Source organism: Pseudomonadota bacterium (assembly GCA_016195085.1).
In the GTDB taxonomy this organism is placed as follows: domain Bacteria; phylum Pseudomonadota; class Alphaproteobacteria; order SHVZ01; family SHVZ01; genus JACQAG01.
Window position 1 is genome coordinate 39,351 of record JACQAG010000030.1, and the last position, 17,992, is coordinate 57,342.

The following is a 17,992-nucleotide window of genomic DNA, read 5'->3' on the forward strand; positions in this document are numbered from 1 at the left end:
TCTGTCAGAAGAGGAAGGAGACGGAGAAGGAGCCGAAGGTGTCGCCGCCGCGCTGACCATAGAATTCCTTGGTGTTGAAGACATGCGTATAGGAGACCCTGGTGCCCCCGATGGCCATGGCGACGCCCATTTGCAGATCGCCGACCAGGGGCTTCTTGCTGACATGGGGACCGTCGCGGAAGGTATTGCCGTCGAGGAAGATGTTGCGCGCGATAGCCCGGCCCTCGACGCCGGCAAAGAGATACCAGCCGAAATCGCGCTGGGGCAAGAAATAGTCTGATCCCGTCAGGCTCGGCCGGATGCGCGGCGGCCCGAAATCTGCCGGCAGGTCGAAGCCGACACGGAGCATTCCGCCCGCGGCTGCCTGGGTCAGCACATTGCCGACATTGCCGCCGGCATAGGGCGTGAAATCGGCCCCGAGGCCGAAGCGGGACACCTCTTAGAGGCCGCGCCATTTCCGTTGGTAGCTCAGCAAGACGCCAGGCTCGTCGTGAAGCTGAAAGTCCCAGCCCTGCGGACGGCGAGACTTGGTGATGCCGTGAACGAACTTCTGCGCGCGGTCCGCCAGCGAGTCCGGTCCGACGATGCCGAGGTCGAATTCCAAGGCATCGAGCCTGGTCTCGGTCTCCGAAATCACTCCGGCGCTGCCGTAGAGCCATCCGGCAAACGGCCGATCGGTCGGGTCAGGGGGCCTTCGAGTGATGTCTTGGGGCGTGTACATGCTTTGGCCGAGGGCGAACCCGACGCGACGCTTGCCCTCCGCGGCGAAGAGCGGAAACGCGTCCGCCGCCTGGGAGATCCAAGCGGGAATGTCGGATTCGGCACCGAGATAGGACAGCCGAATGCCATTGGTGTAGTGGCGGTCGGCATTGGCGAATAGATCGTTCTCGAGCGACAGGCTCCAGATCGCCCCGGGCTTGGCGTCCGGCTCGCCCGCGGCCGCGAATGCTCCCTGCAGCATGCACCCCAGCAGGAGCGCGCCGAGAAAAGGGAAATTGCGAGCCTTCCGTGCGGCACAGTGATCGTCGCGAGGAGTCGTGGACTTCGTCATCGGCCTTCGAAGCTTGCTATCCAATCCATATAGGAGTGAAGCGCCTCGCGCAGCGGCCGTGAACGCCAGCCAAACTCTTGCCCGAGCCGGCTGATGTCATAGGCACCCCATTTGCCGCCGGTCAGGCGCTCATCCTGCAGCAGGTTCGCCTCGTCTGCCGGAGCCGTCTCAAAGGTGAACCCCGGTGCCTTCTCCTTCGCATACTGGGCCAAGGTCCGCGTCCGCGTCGCTTCGCCGGAAGCAAGATTGTAGGTCCTGTGTCTTAAAGTGGGGGCTCGAAGCAAGAGCGCCATCGCCACGGCGGCGTCGCCGGCATGCAGATAGTCGCCCACGCCGTCCAAGGTATTGACGCGAAGCCGGCTGCCCGCAACCGCCAAATGCGCCAATCGGTGCATGGCGGATTGGTAGTCGCGCGAGCGAGTCTTGCGATCCATCGGTCCGAACATCGACGGCAGCCGCACCGATACGACGTCGAGTCGGAAAAGATCGGCATAGCGCGCCACGATCAGCTCGGAGGCCTGCTTGGAGATGCCATAGAGCGCCCGGGGCCCGACATAGCCATCCTCCGGCAGCGGCGCGCCGGCGACTGCCGGGCCGTCATCGAGATAGACCGCGCCCGAGCTCACATAGAGGAAACGCTGCAGCCCTTGGCGTTGCCGCGCCCAATCCAGCACCGCCACGGTACCCATGACACTGACGTCGATGACCCGGCGCGGGTCGTCGGCCTCGGGTTCGCGGCGCGCCTCGGTAATGGTGCCTCGGGCAATGGGCGTCACGGTGGCACCATGTGCCACATGGGTGATCCCATGCGCCGCCAGGGTTTGCGCCCAGGTTCGAGGCTCTGTTACATCGCCCTCGATGAACCGCAACCGATCGGCGACCGGTTGAAAGAAGCGCAGGGCGATCGCATCGGGTGGCGATGAATCGAGGATGACGCATCGTGCCTGCGTATCGCTTTCGAGCCAATGGCGAGCGAGATTGCTCATGACGAATCCGTTGCCGCCGGTGACCAAGAGCGTCATGGGGTCAATACTCCTCGGACATGCGATCGCAACCGAGCCAGTGTCCCATGGTACGCGATCGGAGGAATACGCTACGATGTCGGCCATCAGGAACCGCGGCCAGATCGAGAACGTGCAGTGAACGAGGCGTCCGCGAACGTCCAGTGTGCAGAGGAGCCGTCATGACCGAAGCATTCATCTGCGATGCCGTCAGGACCCCCATCGGTCGCTTTGCCGGGGCGCTGGCAACGATCCGAACCGACGATCTTGCGGCGTTGCCGATCAAGGCATTGATGGCGCGCAATCTCCGGGTCGACTGGTCGAAGGTGGACGATGTCATCTATGGCTGCGCCAACCAGGCGGGCGAGGACAACCGCAACGTGGCGCGGATGGCGGCGCTTCTGGCCGGCATGCCGACGGAGGTTTCCGGCGCCACCGTCAATCGCCTCTGCGGCTCGGGTATGGAGGCGATTGCCCAATGCGCGCGGGCGATCAGGACGGGCGAGGCGGAGCTGATGGTCGCGGGCGGCGTCGAGAGCATGAGCCGTGCGCCCTTCGTCATGCCGAAGGCCGAGGCGGCGTTCAGCCGCAGTGCCGAGATCTACGACACGACCATCGGCTGGCGCTTCGTGAACCCGCTGATGAAGGCCCAGTATGGCGTCGACGCCATGCCCGAGACCGCCGAGAACGTAGCGGAGGAGTTTCAGGTTACCCGCGAGGACCAGGACGCCTTCGCGCTGCGCAGCCAGCAACGCGCCGGCCGCGCGATGAAGGATGGTCGGCTCGCCGAGGAGATCGTTCCCGTGCCCATCCCGCAGCGGAAGGGCGAGCCGAAGCTTGTCCGAGACGATGAGCATCCGCGTCCGGACACGACCATGGAGATGTTGGCCAAGCTGCCGGCACCGTTCCGCAAGAATGGCACGGTCACCGCCGGCAACGCGTCCGGCGTCAATGACGGGTCGGCCGCGGTGATTGTCGCCTCGGAGCGTGCTGTCAAGGAGCATGGCCTCACGCCGCGGGCCCGGGTGGTCGGCGCCGGCACGGCCGGCGTGCCGCCGCGCATCATGGGCATCGGTCCGGCGCCGGCCTCGCGTAAGCTCCTCGATCGGTTGGGCCTCAAGATCGGGGCCATGGATGTCATTGAGCTCAACGAGGCCTTCGCGAGCCAGGCGCTGGCGAGCCTGCGCCAGCTCGGCCTGCCGGACGATGCCGAGCACGTGAATCCCAATGGCGGGGCGATTGCCCTTGGCCACCCGCTCGGCATGAGCGGGGCTCGTCTGGTGACGACGGCGGCCAATGAGCTCATCCGGCGCAGCGGGCGCTACGCCTTGGCGACGATGTGCATTGGCGTCGGGCAGGGCATCGCGATGGTCATCGAAAGGATGTGAGGCGGCGGTCCGACCGTCAGGTTTGCTTGAAGGCGGCAATCACGTCCTGCGGAACCGGCGATGCTTTGATGCGCGAGGGATCGGCAGGGTCGCGAATGGCCCAGACCCGTGTCTCGAAAGCCTCGACCGCGAGCACGGCGCCTTTGAGCAACCGGTGGCGGACATTGAAGCTGGACCGTCGGAATTCCTCGAGCGCGGACTCGACGACGACATCATCGCCGAAGCGCGACGGGACGATAAAGCGGGCGCTGGTATCGACCATCGGGCATCCGATCATGCGATAGGCTTCGGTCATCTGATATTTGGTCATGCCGAGCGCGCGCTCGAAGAGGGCGTGGGTGCAGTTGTCGAAGATGGCGAAGTAGCGCGGGTAGTACACGATTCCAGCGGGATCGCAGTCTCCCCACTCGATACGTACGGTGCGGCTGTTGGTCAGCATCAGAGGGCTCCTCACCCGATCGAGAATTTCATGGGAAGCATGCGGTCATGAAGAGGTCAATAGGAGGGACGGCTTCGTTGATCCATCGACACGCGGAAGGTCGCTCACCACGAGGAGGTTCCTATGCCAACCCAATTTGACGCGATCATCATCGGCACTGGCCAGGCCGGCCCGCCCTTGGCGGCCCGGCTGGCCGGGGAAGGTCTCAGAACGGCGATCATCGAACGAAAGCTGTTTGGCGGCACATGCGTCAATGTCGGCTGCATTCCGACGAAGACACTCATCGCCAGCGCCCGCGCCGCTTATGTGACGCGCCGCTCCGAGGATTTCGGCATCAAGGTGAGCGGGCCGGTCGAAGTGGATATGGAACGGGTCAAGGCGCGCAAGGATGCGGTCGTCAAGAAATCCAAGGACGGGCTCGAGGCCTGGCTGCAGGGAACGAAGAATCTTACCGTATACCGGGGTCAGGCGCGCTTCGAAGCACCGAAGCTGATCGCCATCGGCGGCGAGCAGCTCAGCGCCGAGCGGATTTTCATCAATGTCGGCGCCCGCGCCCATGTCCCGGACCTGCCGGGTATCAAGGATGTGCCCTACCTGACGAATGCGGGAATGATGGAGGTGAATTTCCTGCCCGCGCATCTCGCGATCATTGGCGGCAGCTATATCGGGCTGGAGTTCGCGCAGATGTACCGGCGCTTCGGCAGCCGGGTGACGGTGGTGGAGACAAAGGGGAGACTGATCCCGCGCGATGATGAGGACATATCGAACGCCGTGCGGGACATTCTCCAGAATGAAGGGATCGATATTCGGCTGAATTCGGCCTGCATCGCCGTCGAGAGACGTGACGGCCAGATCGAGGTCAAACTCGACTGCGATGACGGTGCTAAGTCCGTCAGCGCCTCGCATTTGCTCTTGGCCGTCGGCCGGGCGGCGAACACGCATGATCTCGGTTTGGACAAGGCCGGCGTGGCGGTCGATGCGCGCGGATTCATCACGGTCGACGACGAGCTCAGGAGCAATGTTCCAGGGATCTGGGCGCTCGGGGATTGCAACGGGCGCGGCGCCTTCACTCACACCTCCTATAATGACTATGAGATCGTTGCCGCAAACCTGCTGGACGGTGGCAAGCGCCGCGTGAGCGACCGCATACCCACCTACGCGCTCTACATCGACCCGCCCTTGGGGCGGGCGGGCATGACCGAAGAGGAAGCGCGTTCGAGCAAACGCAAGGTCGTGGTCGGCAAGCTGGCGATGAGCCATGTCGGGCGTGCGCGAGAACGCGGCGAAACGCAAGGTTTCATGAAGATCTTGGTCGATGCCGAGAGCGAGCGGATTCTGGGCGTCGCCTTCCTCGGCATCGAGGCTGACGAAGCGGTTCAGTCGCTGCTCGGCCTCATGTACGCCGATCAGCCCTATACGCTGCTTGAGCGAGCCATGTTCATCCATCCGACCGTGAACGAATACCTGCCCACCCTGGTCGGCGATCTCGAGCCTCTGGCCTAGAGCAGCATCCGGCCAGATGGAATCGCTTGGCGATTCCATCTGGCCGGATAAAGCTGCTCTACTCTTTGAAAGATAGGGCAATTTCATCCACCGGGATCGAACCGTCCGGTTCGATCCCGGTGGATATTGTCCTAGCGCCTCAACCTACGAGATCGGCACCTCGATCCCGAGCAGCGGCCCATATTGCTGGCTACCGAAGATGTCGGCATCGCCGACGCTGCCGCTCGGCACCTTGCGGAAGATGGTGAACTTGATCGCGAGACCCGGCTCGAACTCGACATGGTCGCTGATGCGCGAGTCGGAAATGCCGTAGAGCTTGCAAACCGCCTCTCGCGACAAGACGCGGCTCTGGCGGACGAGATCATAGTTCTTCTTCTCCTGAAAGATGACGTCGAAGGTGATCTTGTCGACGCCGGCATTCTTGCTGCGAATGGCCTTGGCGAGCGAGGTCAGCGGTGTCGTGCGCGCGGCATTGCTCGTCATCGATCAGACTCCCGCTTCGATCATGTGCACCGGAAAAAGCTCCATCGGGTCGGCGATCGGCATCGTGTGGTTCAGCGTCCAGCGATAAGCGGCGCTTGCGGGCATGACTTCATCCAGCATGAAGGCGACGCCGCCGGCCGTGCCTTTCACGTTGGGAAGCCGCGCGTAGAACATCTGCCTTGTGCCGGTCATGCAGACCTCCTCGGCCATCTCCTTGGTCGGCGCCACACCCTGCACGACGATGCAGAGCTCGTGGCCGGGGCGATCGCGCAAGGGCTCGAGCTCGCCCAGGATGCCGTCGCGGCCGTAGACGGTGTAGGCGAGCGTATAGCCCTCATCGCCAAATCGCTCGCGGACGGCGGCTTTGGCCCAGGCGATGACCCCATCGATCCGCGAGATGGTGTAGGGGTCTCTGACACCGGCGATGCCGACATAGCGCTCACCGACCTTGCCGGCACCTTCCAGCTTCACCCGCAGCTCCTTCGCCGGAATGAAGCGTGGGCCGGTGACGCGGGTCGTGCGCTCGTCGAACTGCTCATAGACGCACTGGCTCATATCGATATGGCCGCCCAGAAAGTATTCGAAATATGGATTGCTCCGCTCGTACATCGAATGCGCAGCGACCGAGGCGACCGTACAGCGCTGCTCCGGCAGCATGGCCGTGACCTTCACATCCTCCATGGTGATCTCACCGATGATGGACTCCTTGCCGGCATAGGGCTCCGCGCAGAAGGATGCGCATTCCATGACCTTGCCGTAGTAGTAGGCAAGCGCTTCCGGATAGCCCCGGCGAAGTGCGGGTGCGGCGAAGATGGCGCAATCGCTGCTGCGCCCGCCGATGATGACGTCGGCACCCATGTCGAGCAGCTTCATGAAGGGATGGACGCCGGCGACGGCGACGATGTGGTCGGTTGCATCGAGCTCCGAGTAGGTGAGTTCCGGTCGTCCGTCGAGCCCCTGCACCATGGCGCCAGACTTCATCTTGGCGCGGACGAGATCCTTCGATACCTCGGAATAGAAGTAGCCGAGCTTGAACTTGGGCAGCCCGTGCTGCTTGGCGGCTTCCTTGACGATGCCGATGAAACGGTCGACGCGGCTGTTCGTGCCGGTATCGCCGGCCGATCCGATCATCATCGGCACCTTGAGGCGGCGGGCGCCCAAGAGCATGGCCTCGATGTCGTGCTTTTGCCAGGCAAGCGGGCTTGCCGTTCCGTCGGAACCGAGCGGTACCGGGCCGCAATCGCAGCTGCCGGAATCGCAGGCGACCATGTCGGGTTCCGCCGCCAGGCCGCGTTCGAAGCTGCCGATCTTGGTCGGGGCAAAGCCCAGATGGCCGTTCGGGCAAAGAATGCGCAGGCCGCGATTGGACCGCTTGCTCCGGCGCGAGGCCGTATCGTCTTGGACGCCAGTCATCGCACTACACCTCCATGGATCTATGACTCGTCGATCGTCGCGCCGGGGACATCTAGTCGCGGAGCGCCAGGCACTTCTCCGGAGAAACCCGCCAAGAGACGGCGGCGCCCTCGACCAGCTCGGGGCGGGGACGATCGTGAACGCAGATTTCGACGGGGCCCGAGCGAACATAGTAATGGGCGACGTCGCCGAGGAAGAGCGATCGGCTGAGCACGCCCGGAATGCCATCGCCGGGCACGGCATGCCCTGCATCCAAGCGTACATCGATGGGTCGGAAGCCGATCGCAGCCGCGGTGGTCGATGCGGTGCGATGCCAGGGATCGCGCGCGCGCAAGATCAAGTCCGGGGCGCATTTGGCGTCCGCCAGGTCATCCTCACCGGGCACCGGAGCAAGCTCGGCCTCGAGGACATTCTTCATGCCGAGGAAGCTTGCGACGAAGCGCGTCTTCGGTGTCGCGTAGATGTCGCCCGGCGTCCCTTGCTGCTCGATCCGGCCGTCGCGCATGACGATGATGCGATCGGAGAGCGCAAACGCCTCCTCCTGGTCATGGGTCACGTAGATCGCCGTGAAGCCCAAGCGACGGCGCAGATCGCTCAACTCGGCGCGCATCGCAATCCGCAATTGCGCGTCCAGATTGGAGAGCGGCTCGTCCAGCAGGATGATTTTCGAGTCGTAGGCAATCGCCCGTGCCAGCGCGACCCGCTGCTGCTGGCCACCCGACAGCTTCGTAGCCGGCCGATCGGAAAAACCCGCCAAATCGACGAGCGAGAGCGCGCGTTCGACCGCCGGGCGGGCCTCGGCGCGTCCGATCCCGCGCACCCGAAAACCGAAGGCGACGTTGTCGAACACGGTCATGTGCGGCCAGATCGCGTAGGACTGGAAGACCATGGACAGGCCGCGCTTTTCCGGCGGCACGTTGCGGCCGTTGGCGGCGTCGTAGACGGGCGCTCCGTCGATGACGATGCGGCCGCCGCGGGGGGATTCGAGACCGGCGACGGCGCGAAGCGTGGTCGTCTTGCCGCACCCCGAGGGCCCTAGCAAGGTCACGTGCTCGCCTTGGCCGACAGCGAAATCGATACCGTCGACGGCGATCGCCGAGCCGTAGCTCACCACCAAGCTCTCGACCTGGAGGAAGCCCGCGCTCATACGAGGACCTGCCGGTGGCGGGCGCGGATCATGACCAAGAGCGCCAGGAAGGTGACGGCTAGCTGCAGCACGCTCAACGCCGCGAGCGCATTCACGTTGCCGGCTTCCCAAAGATCGAAGACCGCGACCGCAAGCACAACGGTGCGGCTCGTATAGAGCAGGATCGAGGAGCTGACCTCCTGCATGGACAGGATGAAGATCAGCGTCCAGGTGGCAATCAAGGTTGGGCGGGTGAGCGGCAGCGTGATCCAGCGCACCATCTTGCTCCAGGTGGCGCCGGTCATCCGTGCCGCATCTTCGAGCTCCGCATGGAGCTGGCGCAAGGCACCCGTTCCGGCGCGGATGCCGAACGGCAGGTAGTGCGTCACATAGGCGAGCAGCAGGATGCCGATCGTGCCATAGATCGGCAGCCACTTGATCGCGACGTAGACCCAAAGGAGCCCGAGCGCCAGCACCATCGAGGGCGTGGCAAGGGGGAACATGCCGACCTGGTCGAGATAGGAGCGGACGGGGCTCCGGCTGCGCACGACCACCCAGCTGACGCCGAGGCCCAGCACGCACACGGCACTCGCGGTGGCAGCGCCCAGGATCAGGCTGTTCTGCATGGCGAGAAAGGTCTTCGGGTACTGGAAGAGCACGTAACGGAAGTGCCTGAGGTCGAAGGCCATCAGCTTGACGTCGATGGTGATGAAATTGACCAATGCCGCCCAGATGAGCGTTGCGACCGGCAGCAGCACCGCCAAGGCGACATAGATCCAGGCGAGCGCCGCAAGCAGGTATCGAAAGGCGCCGACGTCGAGAATCCGGGGCCGGAAGGCCTTGCCGGTAATGGTGACGAAGGAGCGGCGGTTGAGGATGACGCCTTGCAGCCACACGAGCGCGGCGGTGACCGCAAGCAGGAGCAGCCCCCACGCTGCCGCCTGGCTTACCCGTGGCGGAAAGTTGTTGAGGAGCCGATAGATCTCCGTTCCGACAACATAGAACCCGCTCGGCATGCCAAGAACCGCGGGCACGCTGAACAAACCCATCGCCTGCACGAAGACGAGAAGTGCGCTGCCGAGCGCCGAGGGCAACACCAATGGCAGCGTGACCAGGCGGAGCGAGTCCAGCTGCGAGGCGCCGTGAATGCGCGCACTCTCCTCCAAGGACGGATCCATGACCCTGAGGGCCGCCCCGATCAGGAGAAAGGGCAGGGGCACATAGGCGAGCGCCGCCACGAAGATGACGCCGCCGGCCGTCTGCAGGTTCACCAGGCTGTCGATGCCGAAGACCTGCCGAGCGAATAGGTTGACGAGGCCGCCACGGGGCGAGCCGAGCCATGACCAGGCGATCGCGGTCAGCAAGGGCGTGATGTAGAGCGGCATAATGACCAATTGCTCGAGCGCCGAGCGGCCCGGCGTATCGATGCGGGCCAGGATCAGAGCCAAGGCACCGCCCAGCGTCACCGCCAAGATCGTGGTGCCGGTGCCGACCAGCACCGTATTCGTGATGATCCGGGTAGCCGAGAGAACCGTGAGGAAGGGCTGCAGGCTGAGGCCGCCGGCATCCTTGACGGCGCCCATGGCGACGGCGATCAGCGGCAGGATGACGAGGACGGTCAGCACGACCGAGAGGACGATGGCAACGACGCTCTCCGTCGAGAGCGCCAGCCTGACGCTGCGAAAGCGGCGATTGCCGGACGCGGCTTCGCCCAAACCTACGCCGCGTAGCGCCATATCATACCTTGAAGAACGAGTCGAAGTGCTCTGGGAAGTTTCCGGAGGCCTTCTCGTAGTCGGCTAGATCTTTGGGCAAGAGCGGCTTCGTCTGCTCGAACGGCAGCTGTCCTGCGGGCGGAGGCACGTCCTTGCGGCTCGAATAAACCCCGAAGATGTCGAGGTTGAGCATGGTATTGCCCTCCTTGGAGAGCACGAAATCGACGAACAGCCGCGCCGCATTCGGATGCGGAGCGCCTTTCAGGATGGCAATTGGGGCGATGGCGACCGGCATGCCTTCGCTTGGATAGACGCCGACGATACCGGCCTTGACGGCATCCGCCTCGAAGGCGCGGAAATGATCGACGGTCGCACCGACCAAAGCTTCGCCGCGAACCAAGAGGTCGATGAGCTGCGCCGAGGTTGAGACGATCACCGGCTGCTGCGCCCCCCATTTCTTCATGAAATCCGCGCCGAGCAGCTTCTCCAGCATGTACATCTGGTTGAAGCTGGTGCCGGCGGCGGAGTCCTGGATCACCAGTTTTCTGCCTTTGAATTCCGGCTTCAGCATGTCGACCCAAGCCTTCGGTGCCTTGTCCGGCGGCAGCACGTTCTTGTTGTAGGCCATGATCACGCCGATCACGCGCGCCGTCGCCCAGAGGTCGCCGTCATGGGACTCATCGGGGTATGCCGCGAGCTCCGGGGATCGGTAGGGCAGCAGCTGCCCATTTCGCGCCATGGTCACGTACGGGGCCAGATTGGCGACGTGCAACGCATCGAAGCTGAGATTGCCCGCGCTCATCTCGGCGCTGACGCGCGCCAGGACGCGGCCCGTGGGCGCGGAGTAGTAGCCGCTGCTCACGTCCAAGAACGGATACTTCGCCTTGAACGCGTCCATGAACTTCGGAAATCCCGCCGCCGAAATCGAGGTGGCGAAGGCGAAGGCGCCTTCCTTCTTGGCGCCCTCGATGATCGCGGATCGGTCCTGCGCCGAGGCGGGCAGCGCTCCCAGCACGAGCCCGCTCGCCAGCAACCCTTCCAGCACATCACGTCGGGTGATTTCGTACATGCAGTCCTCCCTGGGCCGGTGAGCATCTGGGCACGCCAATATCGCGTCAAGTATTTTTATCATTCATGCGGCTATATCGGTAATTTAGATAGAATTTATTTATCAAACGACGATACGGATAAATTATCGCAGACCGCGCACCGCAACGAACATTACGGCTGTGCGCTCGCCATTTCGAGGATGCGCGCCGGATGCAGCGCCTCGCGTCCGGCGCCGTCGCGGATTTGATGGCGACAGCTGGTGCCGCCGGCGATGAGCAGCGTGTCGGCGGCGGCGGCACGCATGGTCGGCAGCACCCCGAGCTCGCCGATCTTGAGGGAGAGCGCGTAATGCTCCGCCTCGTAGCCGAACGCGCCGGCCATGCCGCAGCAGGTCGCATCGAAGGTCTTCACCGTCAGTCCGGGGACGAGGCGGAGCGTCGCCTCGAGGGCGCCGACCGTGCCCCAGGCCTTTTGGTGGCAGTGGCCATGCACCAGCGCTTGCCGGGCGCCCAGGCTTTGCATGGGCAGGCGCCAGCGTCCGGCGGCGGCTTCGCCGGCAATGAACTCCTCCAACAACACGGCGCGAGAAGCGAGCGCCTTCGCCTCGGCGCCAGGCAACAGACCCGGCAGCTCGTCGCGGAGCGTCAGCAAGCAGGAGGGTTCGAGACCGACGATGGGAACGCCTTGCTCGACGAACGGGCGAAGGGAAGCGAGCAATCGGCGCTGCGCGCGCTTGGCTTCCTCGGCCATTCCTGCGGCCAAAAAGCTACGGCCACAGCAAAGGGGCTGTGCCTTGCCTGGCGCCGCCGCGGCGTGCACGCGGTAGCCCGCGCGTGTGAGTACCCGCTCGGCGGCCCGGGCGTTGTCGGGCTCGAACCAACGATTGAAGGTATCGACGAAGAGGACGACCGCGCCTGCCTCGCCGGTGCCCGGCGGCTCGTCCCGGGCGCGGTAGGGATGCGCGTGCCAGCGGGGCAGGGGACGCTGCCGGCTGAACCCCGTCAGCCATTCGCCTAGCCCGGCGAGGCCCGGAATGCGGTCCCGCAGGTTCAGCAAAGGTCCCAGGCGCGAGGCGACCGCGGCATAACGCGGCAAATAGCCGATCAATCGGTCGCGCAGGCTCAAGCCGTGGCGCTCTTTATAGTGGTGCAGGAACTCCAGCTTCATCCGCGCCATGTCGACGCCGGTCGGGCATTCGCGCTTGCAGCCTTTGCAGCCGACACAGAGGTCGAGGGTGTCCTTGAGCGCATCGGAGGTGAAGGCCCCGGGGCCGAGCTGACCCGAAAGCGCCAGGCGCAGCGTGTTGGCGCGGCCTCGCGTCAGATGCTTCTCCTCGGCCGTCGCCCGGTAGGAGGGGCACATGACGCCTGGATCCGACTTCCGGCACTGGCCATTGTTGTTGCACATCTCGACCGCGCCGCCGAGGCCGCCCCATTCCGACCAATCGAACACGGTCTGGAGCGGCTCGACGGCATGTCCCGGCTTGAACCGAAACAAGCCGCGGTCATCCATCCGCGACGGGCGCACGATCTTGCCCGGATTGAACAGGCCGTCGGGATCGAATGCGTCCTTCACCTCCTCGAAGGCGCGCACGATGCGCGAGCCGAACATCGGCTCGTGGAACTCCGAACGCACCAGGCCGTCGCCGTGCTCGCCCGAATGCGAGCCCTTGTACTCCCGCACCATGGCGAAGGCTTCCTCGGCGATGGCGCGCATCTTCTTCACGTCGACGTCGAGCTTCAGATTGAGGACGGGCCGGACGTGCAGGCAGCCGACGGAGGCGTGCGCATACCACGTGCCATAGGTGCCGTGCTTGCGAAAAACCTGGGTCAGGCGATCGGTGTATTCGGCGAGATCCTCGAGCGCCACGGCACAGTCCTCGATGAAGGAGATCGGCTTGCCGTCGCCCTTCATCGACATCATGATATTGAGGCCGGCCTTGCGCACCTCCCAGACCGCTGCCTGGAAGCCCGGGTCGGTCGCCTCGACGACCGCGTCCGGAAATCCGAGATCGCCCATGAGCTCGACGAGCTCTCGCAGCTTCGCGTGCTGCGCGTCGGCTTCGGTGCCGGAAAACTCCACCAGCAACAACGCTTCCGGCCGGCCTTGCACGAAGCGATCGACGATCGGCCTGTACATCGCAATGTCGCGCGATAGGTCGATCATGGTGCGATCGACCAACTCCACTGCCGATGGACCCAAGGCGACGATATGCCGCGTCGCATCCATTGCCTGATAGAACGTCGGAAAGTGGCAGACGCCAAGGGTGCGATGCGGCGGGACTGCCTGCAGCTCCAGCTCGATGGAATTGAAGAACGCCAGGGTGCCTTCGGAGCCGACCAGGAGCTTCGCCATATTGTGGCCGGCATCGTCGATCATATCGATGTTGTAGCCGCCGACCCGGCGCAGAAGCTTCGGGAAGCGCATGGCAATCTCCGCCGCCTCGCGCCGGTGCATGGCGCGCATGCGCTGAACGAGATCGAGGTAGCGCGGAGCGTAGCCATTGCCGCTGGACGCCAGGTTGCCGGGCACCTCGCCGAGCTCGATGCGGGTGCCGTCGGCCAGCAGCGCATCGATGCCGCGCACGTTGTGAACCATGTTGCCGTAGCGGATCGAGCGCGAGCCGCAGCTGTTGTTGGCGGTCATGCCGCCGATGGTGGCGCGGTCGCTGGTGGAGACATCCACGGGGAAGAACAGCTTGTGCGGCTTCAGCACCCGATTGAGGCGTTCGAGGACGAGGCCCGGCTCGACCACGGCGCGGCGGCGCTCGACGTCCAACGCGAGCACGCGGTCCAGATGTTTCGAGCAATCGATGACCAGCGAGCGGCCCACGGTCTGGCCGCATTGCGAGGTCCCGCCGCCACGCGGCAGCACGGATACCCCACTCTCGCCCGCGATCGCCACCGCCACGGCCACGTCGGCGATCGATTTCGGTATGACGACGCCGATCGGCTCGATCTGGTAGATCGAAGCATCGGTGCTGTAGCGGCCGCGGTCGAACGCTTCGAACAGCACCTCGCCTTCGACATGCCGCTTGAGGCGCGCTGCCAGACCTGGATCGCCCGGAGCAATCCCGGAACTCGACGCCGTGGTGGAGGAGCTCGGTGCGGTCATGGAACGTCTCGGCTGATGGCCCATCCTGCCGATTTGTCGGGCATATTCAAGGCCGGGGCGGCGGAGGCGGGTTGTCTGGGTCGCGTTCCGCAGGCAAACTGCGGCCATCCTTCTCAGGGGTAGTGTCTATGAGCTTCCGCAGCGGCCGGCATTTCCTGCAGATTCCCGGACCGACCAATGTGCCCGAGCGCGTGCTTCGTGCCATCGACCGGGCGACCATCGACCATCGCGGGCCGGATTTCGGCGCGCTGGGCCGGGAGGTGGTCCAGGGCATGAAGCGCGTATTCAAGACCGAGGGGGCGGTGGCGATCTATCCGGCCTCGGGCACCGGAGCCTGGGAAGCGGCCCTGGTCAATACGCTTTCCTCCGGAGATCGCGTGCTCATGTTCGAGACCGGCCATTTCGCCAGTCTCTGGCACGAAATGGCGAAGCGGCTGGGTCTGGTCGTCGATCTGGTGCCCGGCGACTGGCGTCACGGCGCCGACCCGGCGGTCGCCGGTGAGAAGCTGGCCCAAGACAAAGCGCATGCGATCAAGGCGGTTCTGGTCGTGCACAACGAGACCTCGACCGGCGTCACCAGCCGCATCGCGGAGATGCGGAAGGCGATCACGGCCGCGCGCCATCCGGCATTGCTGATGGTCGATACCATCTCATCCTTGGCATCGATCGACTACCGCCACGACGAATGGGGCGTCGATGTGACGGTGGCGGGCTCGCAGAAGGGATTGATGCTGCCGCCCGGCCTCAGCTTCAACGCCATCTCCCAGAAAGCCCGCGCGGCGGCGAAGACGGCGATGCTGCCGAAATCCTATTGGGACTGGCAGCCGCTGATCGCCGCCAACGAGACCGGATTCTTTCCCTATACGCCGTCGACGAACCTGTTGTACGGGCTTCGTGAAGCGTTGCTGATGCTTCTGGATGAGGAAGGTCTGCCGCAGGTTTTCGCCCGGCACCGGCGCGTTGCCGAGGCGACGCGTGCGGCGGTGCGCGCCTGGGGACTGGAGCTGCTGGCGGTCGATCCGCGGGAGTACTCGAACTCGCTCACCGCGGTGCTGATGCCGAATGGGCATGATGCGGACTCATTGCGCGCCACCATTCTCGAAGGCTACGACATGTCGCTCGGCGCGGGCCTTGGCCGCCTCAAGGGCAAGGTGTTTCGCATCGGCCATCTCGGCGACTTCAACGAACTGATGCTTGCCGGCACGCTTTGCGGGGTCGAGATGGGATTGAAGCGCGCCGGCGTGCCCTTCAAGGAGGGCGGCGTGCTTGCAGCCCTCGAGATTCTCTCCGGCGAGCCCGGCGCCCTGAAGGCAGCCGCCGGCTAAGCGGCGCCATCGCCACGATGGGGATGGATGGCGCGCCAGTGGCGTGCGATGTCGACCCGTCGGCAAAACCAGACGTCCTTATGCTGGCCCATGTAGTCCAGGACGCGGCAGAGCGCTCCCAGGCGACCGGGGCGACCGGTCAGCCGGCAATGCAGGCCGATCGACATCATGCGCGGCGTCGGACGCGAATAGAGCCAATCGAAGCTGTCGCGCAGATAGGTGAAGAACACCTCACCGGTCTCGAAGCCTTGGCCGCGGCTGCTGCGGCTATCGTTGTTGTCGAAGGAGTAGGGAACGACGAGATGCGCTTTGCCGTCGACCGTGGTCCAATAGGGTAGGTCGTCGTTGTAGGCGTCGCTGTCGTAGAGAAAGCCGCCATCCTCGACGACGAGGCGGCGCGTATTCGGGCTTGGACGCCCGGTGTACCAGCCGAGCGGGCGAGACCCGGTCAGCCGTTCGATTGCGGCAACCGCCTGCCGAAGCTGCGTGCGCTCCTCCTCCATCCTCATGTTCTGGTAATCGATCCAACGATAGCCATGGGACGCGATCTCGCAGCCGGCATCCCGCATCGCCCGCGCCGCCGTCGGATTCCTTTCGAGCGCCATCCCCACGGCATAAATCGTCGCCGGGATGCTGCGCTCCTTGAGTACGCTCAGAATCGACCAGAACCCGACACGGCTGCCATATTCGAAGATGGACTCGACGTTCAAATTGCGCGCGCCCATCAGGAGGGGGGGATCGCGCATATCCGTCAGGACGGTTTCCGAATGCGGATCGCCGTGGAGGATCGAGTATTCGCCCCCTTCTTCGTAGTTGATCACCACGGAGACGGCGATCCGTGCGCCATTCGGCCAGCGCGGATCAGGCGGATTGCCGCCATAGCCGATGAGGTCGCGCGGGTAGGTTTCGCTCACGGCGGAAGCACCTCGCATCGAAGCCCCTAAGCGCGGGGCCGCTGCCGTTCGGTCGGTTCAGGCCTGCACTTGGACTCTTGCTTGACCGGCTTCCTGTATGCAAGCACACAGGCCTTGCAGATGCACCAATCGTCGAATTGGCTGAGCTTGCTTTGGATTTCGGCGGGGCCGTCCGGAAATTCCTTCTGGCAGGTGACGCAGCGGCGCTTGGATTCGGTTCCCATTGCCGCATAACTCCCCAAAATCCTTCGGGCATTTCGGCGAAGGGGGCGAGGCCGGCACGCGCCGATCCGTCTATGCATCGCCGCGATAGAAGGGGTCCGGTTGGCCGAAGAAGGACGCCAGGATGTAGTAGACGAGCATGTAGTTCTTCTGTTGGAACGAGGCATGCGATATGCCGGGCATGACGATGAACTGCTTGTCGGCATTCGGCAGTTTCCGGAAGAATGCGATGAGATCATCGAAGCTCGCGATACCGTCGTATTCGCCGCGCATGATGAGGGTGGGCACGAGAATCTTTTTCGGATCCACGGTCGGCAGCTTCGAGCACATGTCGACATAGGTGCCGGTCGGCATCGAGTTGTCCAAGGCCAGGATTGCATCGGCGAACGCCTCGACCACCTTGGCCTCGGCCGTGCCTGGATGATCGCGGTTGAAGATGCTGTGCACGAAGGCCCGATCTACCGGCCGACGGTTGCGGGCCAGGAATTCCGGGAGCTTCTTGCGTCGCTCCGCCAGGGTCGGGCTGCCTTCGCCGGTCCACACGAACGCATCCAGCGCCAGACGTTTTACCCGCTCCGGATGGCGCTCGGCGAACAAGGCTGCCCGCAAGGCGCCCGATGAGATCCCGTACACGAGCAGCGGCCCGCAGTTGCGCGTTTTCAGGATGTAGTCGGACGCCGCGGCCAGATCGTCGGCGCCGTTGGCGATGTCGCTGTTGATGTCCCGGTGCTTGTCAGACCTGCCATAGCCCTCCATGTCGACACACCAGGTGTCGTAGCCGCGACTGGCGAACCAATCCATCACCGAGGAGTACGGTCGCCCGTGAACCTCGAGGTCGAACGTCGGCTGCGAGGCCATGGACGATCCATGAACGAAGAGTACGGTTCCGGCGCGCGTCGCGGACGGAACGGCGCTCTTCTCCCACAGGAAAAGACGCACATCGCCTTTCTTCGTCCAATGCTCCCGGCCCTTGAGCCGCGTTTCAGGGCGCGCCTCATCCATCACGGCAACTCCGTTCCTGGCGGTGGATCGTGCACGACAACCTCGCTCGCCGCGATGCCCTCGGCGAAGGAGGCAAGCGAACCGCCGCGGGCGGCCGGTTCCATCCTAGTGGATGAAATCTGACACTTCGATTCTTTTGGGGATTCCCGCTCGGGCTCGCCGGTGCGAGTCTGTGGAATGCATGCAAGAACCGATATCAAGCTCAAGCGCCGGGACCGGGCCACTCTTGAAGCGGTGGTGGCGAAC

Annotated in this window: 13 protein-coding genes and 1 pseudogene; 3 read left to right on the top strand and 11 right to left on the bottom strand. The window is 64.4% G+C overall.

Going from position 1 to position 17,992, the window contains the following annotated elements; translation table 11 throughout:
* Positions 1-4: 4 nt before the first annotated feature.
* Positions 5-961: pseudogene (locus HY058_09185) on the bottom strand (lipid A deacylase LpxR family protein).
* Positions 962-1,047: 86 nt separating this feature from the next.
* Entirely contained in the window at positions 1,048-2,073 is a 1,026-nt protein-coding gene (locus HY058_09190; GenBank protein MBI3497461.1) for an NAD(P)-dependent oxidoreductase, read from the bottom strand.
* Positions 2,074-2,234: 161 nt separating this feature from the next.
* Here HY058_09190 and pcaF point away from each other — a divergent pair, with 161 nt between their 5' ends.
* Complete coding sequence (pcaF, locus tag HY058_09195; GenBank protein ID MBI3497462.1) at positions 2,235-3,440, top strand: 3-oxoadipyl-CoA thiolase; 1,206 nt, start codon at positions 2,235-2,237, stop codon at positions 3,438-3,440.
* Positions 3,441-3,456: 16 nt separating this feature from the next.
* Here pcaF and HY058_09200 read toward each other — a convergent pair whose 3' ends face one another.
* Positions 3,457-3,879 carry an acyl-CoA thioesterase gene (locus HY058_09200; protein ID MBI3497463.1) on the bottom strand — a complete coding sequence of 141 codons (423 nt, stop codon included), beginning with the start codon at positions 3,877-3,879 and terminating at the stop codon, positions 3,457-3,459.
* A 123-nt stretch (positions 3,880-4,002) separates the two neighbouring features.
* Between HY058_09200 and HY058_09205 the strand changes: the two genes are divergently transcribed.
* Positions 4,003-5,382, top strand: a complete 1,380-nt coding sequence (locus HY058_09205; GenBank protein ID MBI3497464.1) for an FAD-containing oxidoreductase — start codon at positions 4,003-4,005, stop codon at positions 5,380-5,382.
* A gap of 144 nt (positions 5,383-5,526) precedes the next feature.
* Here HY058_09205 and HY058_09210 read toward each other — a convergent pair whose 3' ends face one another.
* The 6 genes from HY058_09210 to HY058_09235 form a co-directional block, all read right to left on the bottom strand.
* Positions 5,527-5,865: a DUF4387 domain-containing protein gene (locus HY058_09210; protein ID MBI3497465.1), complete on the bottom strand. Its 339-nt coding sequence runs from the start codon at positions 5,863-5,865 to the stop codon at positions 5,527-5,529.
* A gap of 3 nt (positions 5,866-5,868) precedes the next feature.
* Positions 5,869-7,278, bottom strand: coding sequence for an acyclic terpene utilization AtuA family protein (locus HY058_09215; protein ID MBI3497466.1), 1,410 nt, complete (start codon positions 7,276-7,278; stop codon positions 5,869-5,871).
* A gap of 52 nt (positions 7,279-7,330) precedes the next feature.
* Positions 7,331-8,425, bottom strand: coding sequence for an ABC transporter ATP-binding protein (locus HY058_09220; GenBank protein ID MBI3497467.1), 1,095 nt, complete (start codon positions 8,423-8,425; stop codon positions 7,331-7,333).
* A complete protein-coding gene (locus HY058_09225) occupies positions 8,422-10,140 on the bottom strand; it encodes an iron ABC transporter permease (GenBank protein MBI3497468.1) in 1,719 nt (572 codons plus the stop codon). The genes HY058_09220 and HY058_09225 overlap by 4 nt, the downstream gene beginning before the upstream one ends.
* A 1-nt stretch (position 10,141) precedes the next feature.
* On the bottom strand, positions 10,142-11,188 hold the full coding sequence (locus HY058_09230) for an extracellular solute-binding protein (GenBank protein MBI3497469.1): 1,047 nt from the start codon (positions 11,186-11,188) through the stop codon (positions 10,142-10,144).
* Between the two features lie 152 nt (positions 11,189-11,340).
* A complete protein-coding gene (locus tag HY058_09235; protein MBI3497470.1) occupies positions 11,341-14,283 on the bottom strand; it encodes an FAD-binding protein in 2,943 nt (980 codons plus the stop codon).
* Positions 14,284-14,411: 128 nt separating this feature from the next.
* Here HY058_09235 and HY058_09240 point away from each other — a divergent pair, with 128 nt between their 5' ends.
* The gene (locus HY058_09240) at positions 14,412-15,608 is read left to right on the top strand and encodes an aminotransferase class V-fold PLP-dependent enzyme (protein ID MBI3497471.1); all 1,197 of its coding nucleotides are present in this window, start codon (positions 14,412-14,414) and stop codon (positions 15,606-15,608) included.
* On the opposite strand, the gene puuE is transcribed toward HY058_09240, so the two are convergent.
* Both puuE and HY058_09250 read right to left on the bottom strand, forming a co-directional pair.
* Complete coding sequence (gene puuE / locus HY058_09245) at positions 15,605-16,522, bottom strand: allantoinase PuuE (GenBank protein MBI3497472.1); 918 nt, start codon at positions 16,520-16,522, stop codon at positions 15,605-15,607. The two genes, HY058_09240 and puuE, sit on opposite strands and share 4 nt — an antisense overlap.
* Positions 16,523-16,816: 294 nt before the next feature.
* A complete protein-coding gene (locus tag HY058_09250; protein MBI3497473.1) occupies positions 16,817-17,746 on the bottom strand; it encodes an alpha/beta fold hydrolase in 930 nt (309 codons plus the stop codon).
* Positions 17,747-17,992 lie beyond the last annotated feature (246 nt).

What these genes read in the sequence shown, in the direction of transcription:
- HY058_09240 (MBI3497471.1), top strand. Translation starts at nt 14,412, where the DNA reads ATGAGCTTCCGCAGCGGCCGGCATTTCCTGCAGATTCCCGGACCGACC.
- HY058_09205 (MBI3497464.1), top strand. Translation starts at nt 4,003, where the DNA reads ATGCCAACCCAATTTGACGCGATCATCATCGGCACTGGCCAGGCCGGC.
- HY058_09210 (MBI3497465.1), bottom strand. Translation starts at nt 5,865, where the DNA reads ATGACGAGCAATGCCGCGCGCACGACACCGCTGACCTCGCTCGCCAAG.
- HY058_09215 (MBI3497466.1), bottom strand. Translation starts at nt 7,278, where the DNA reads ATGACTGGCGTCCAAGACGATACGGCCTCGCGCCGGAGCAAGCGGTCC.
- HY058_09250 (MBI3497473.1), bottom strand. Translation starts at nt 17,746, where the DNA reads ATGGATGAGGCGCGCCCTGAAACGCGGCTCAAGGGCCGGGAGCATTGG.
- HY058_09225 (MBI3497468.1), bottom strand. Translation starts at nt 10,140, where the DNA reads ATGGCGCTACGCGGCGTAGGTTTGGGCGAAGCCGCGTCCGGCAATCGC.
- HY058_09220 (MBI3497467.1), bottom strand. Translation starts at nt 8,425, where the DNA reads ATGAGCGCGGGCTTCCTCCAGGTCGAGAGCTTGGTGGTGAGCTACGGC.
- HY058_09190 (MBI3497461.1), bottom strand. Translation starts at nt 2,073, where the DNA reads ATGACGCTCTTGGTCACCGGCGGCAACGGATTCGTCATGAGCAATCTC.
- HY058_09230 (MBI3497469.1), bottom strand. Translation starts at nt 11,188, where the DNA reads ATGTACGAAATCACCCGACGTGATGTGCTGGAAGGGTTGCTGGCGAGC.
- pcaF (MBI3497462.1), top strand. Translation starts at nt 2,235, where the DNA reads ATGACCGAAGCATTCATCTGCGATGCCGTCAGGACCCCCATCGGTCGC.
- HY058_09235 (MBI3497470.1), bottom strand. Translation starts at nt 14,283, where the DNA reads ATGACCGCACCGAGCTCCTCCACCACGGCGTCGAGTTCCGGGATTGCT.
- HY058_09200 (MBI3497463.1), bottom strand. Translation starts at nt 3,879, where the DNA reads ATGCTGACCAACAGCCGCACCGTACGTATCGAGTGGGGAGACTGCGAT.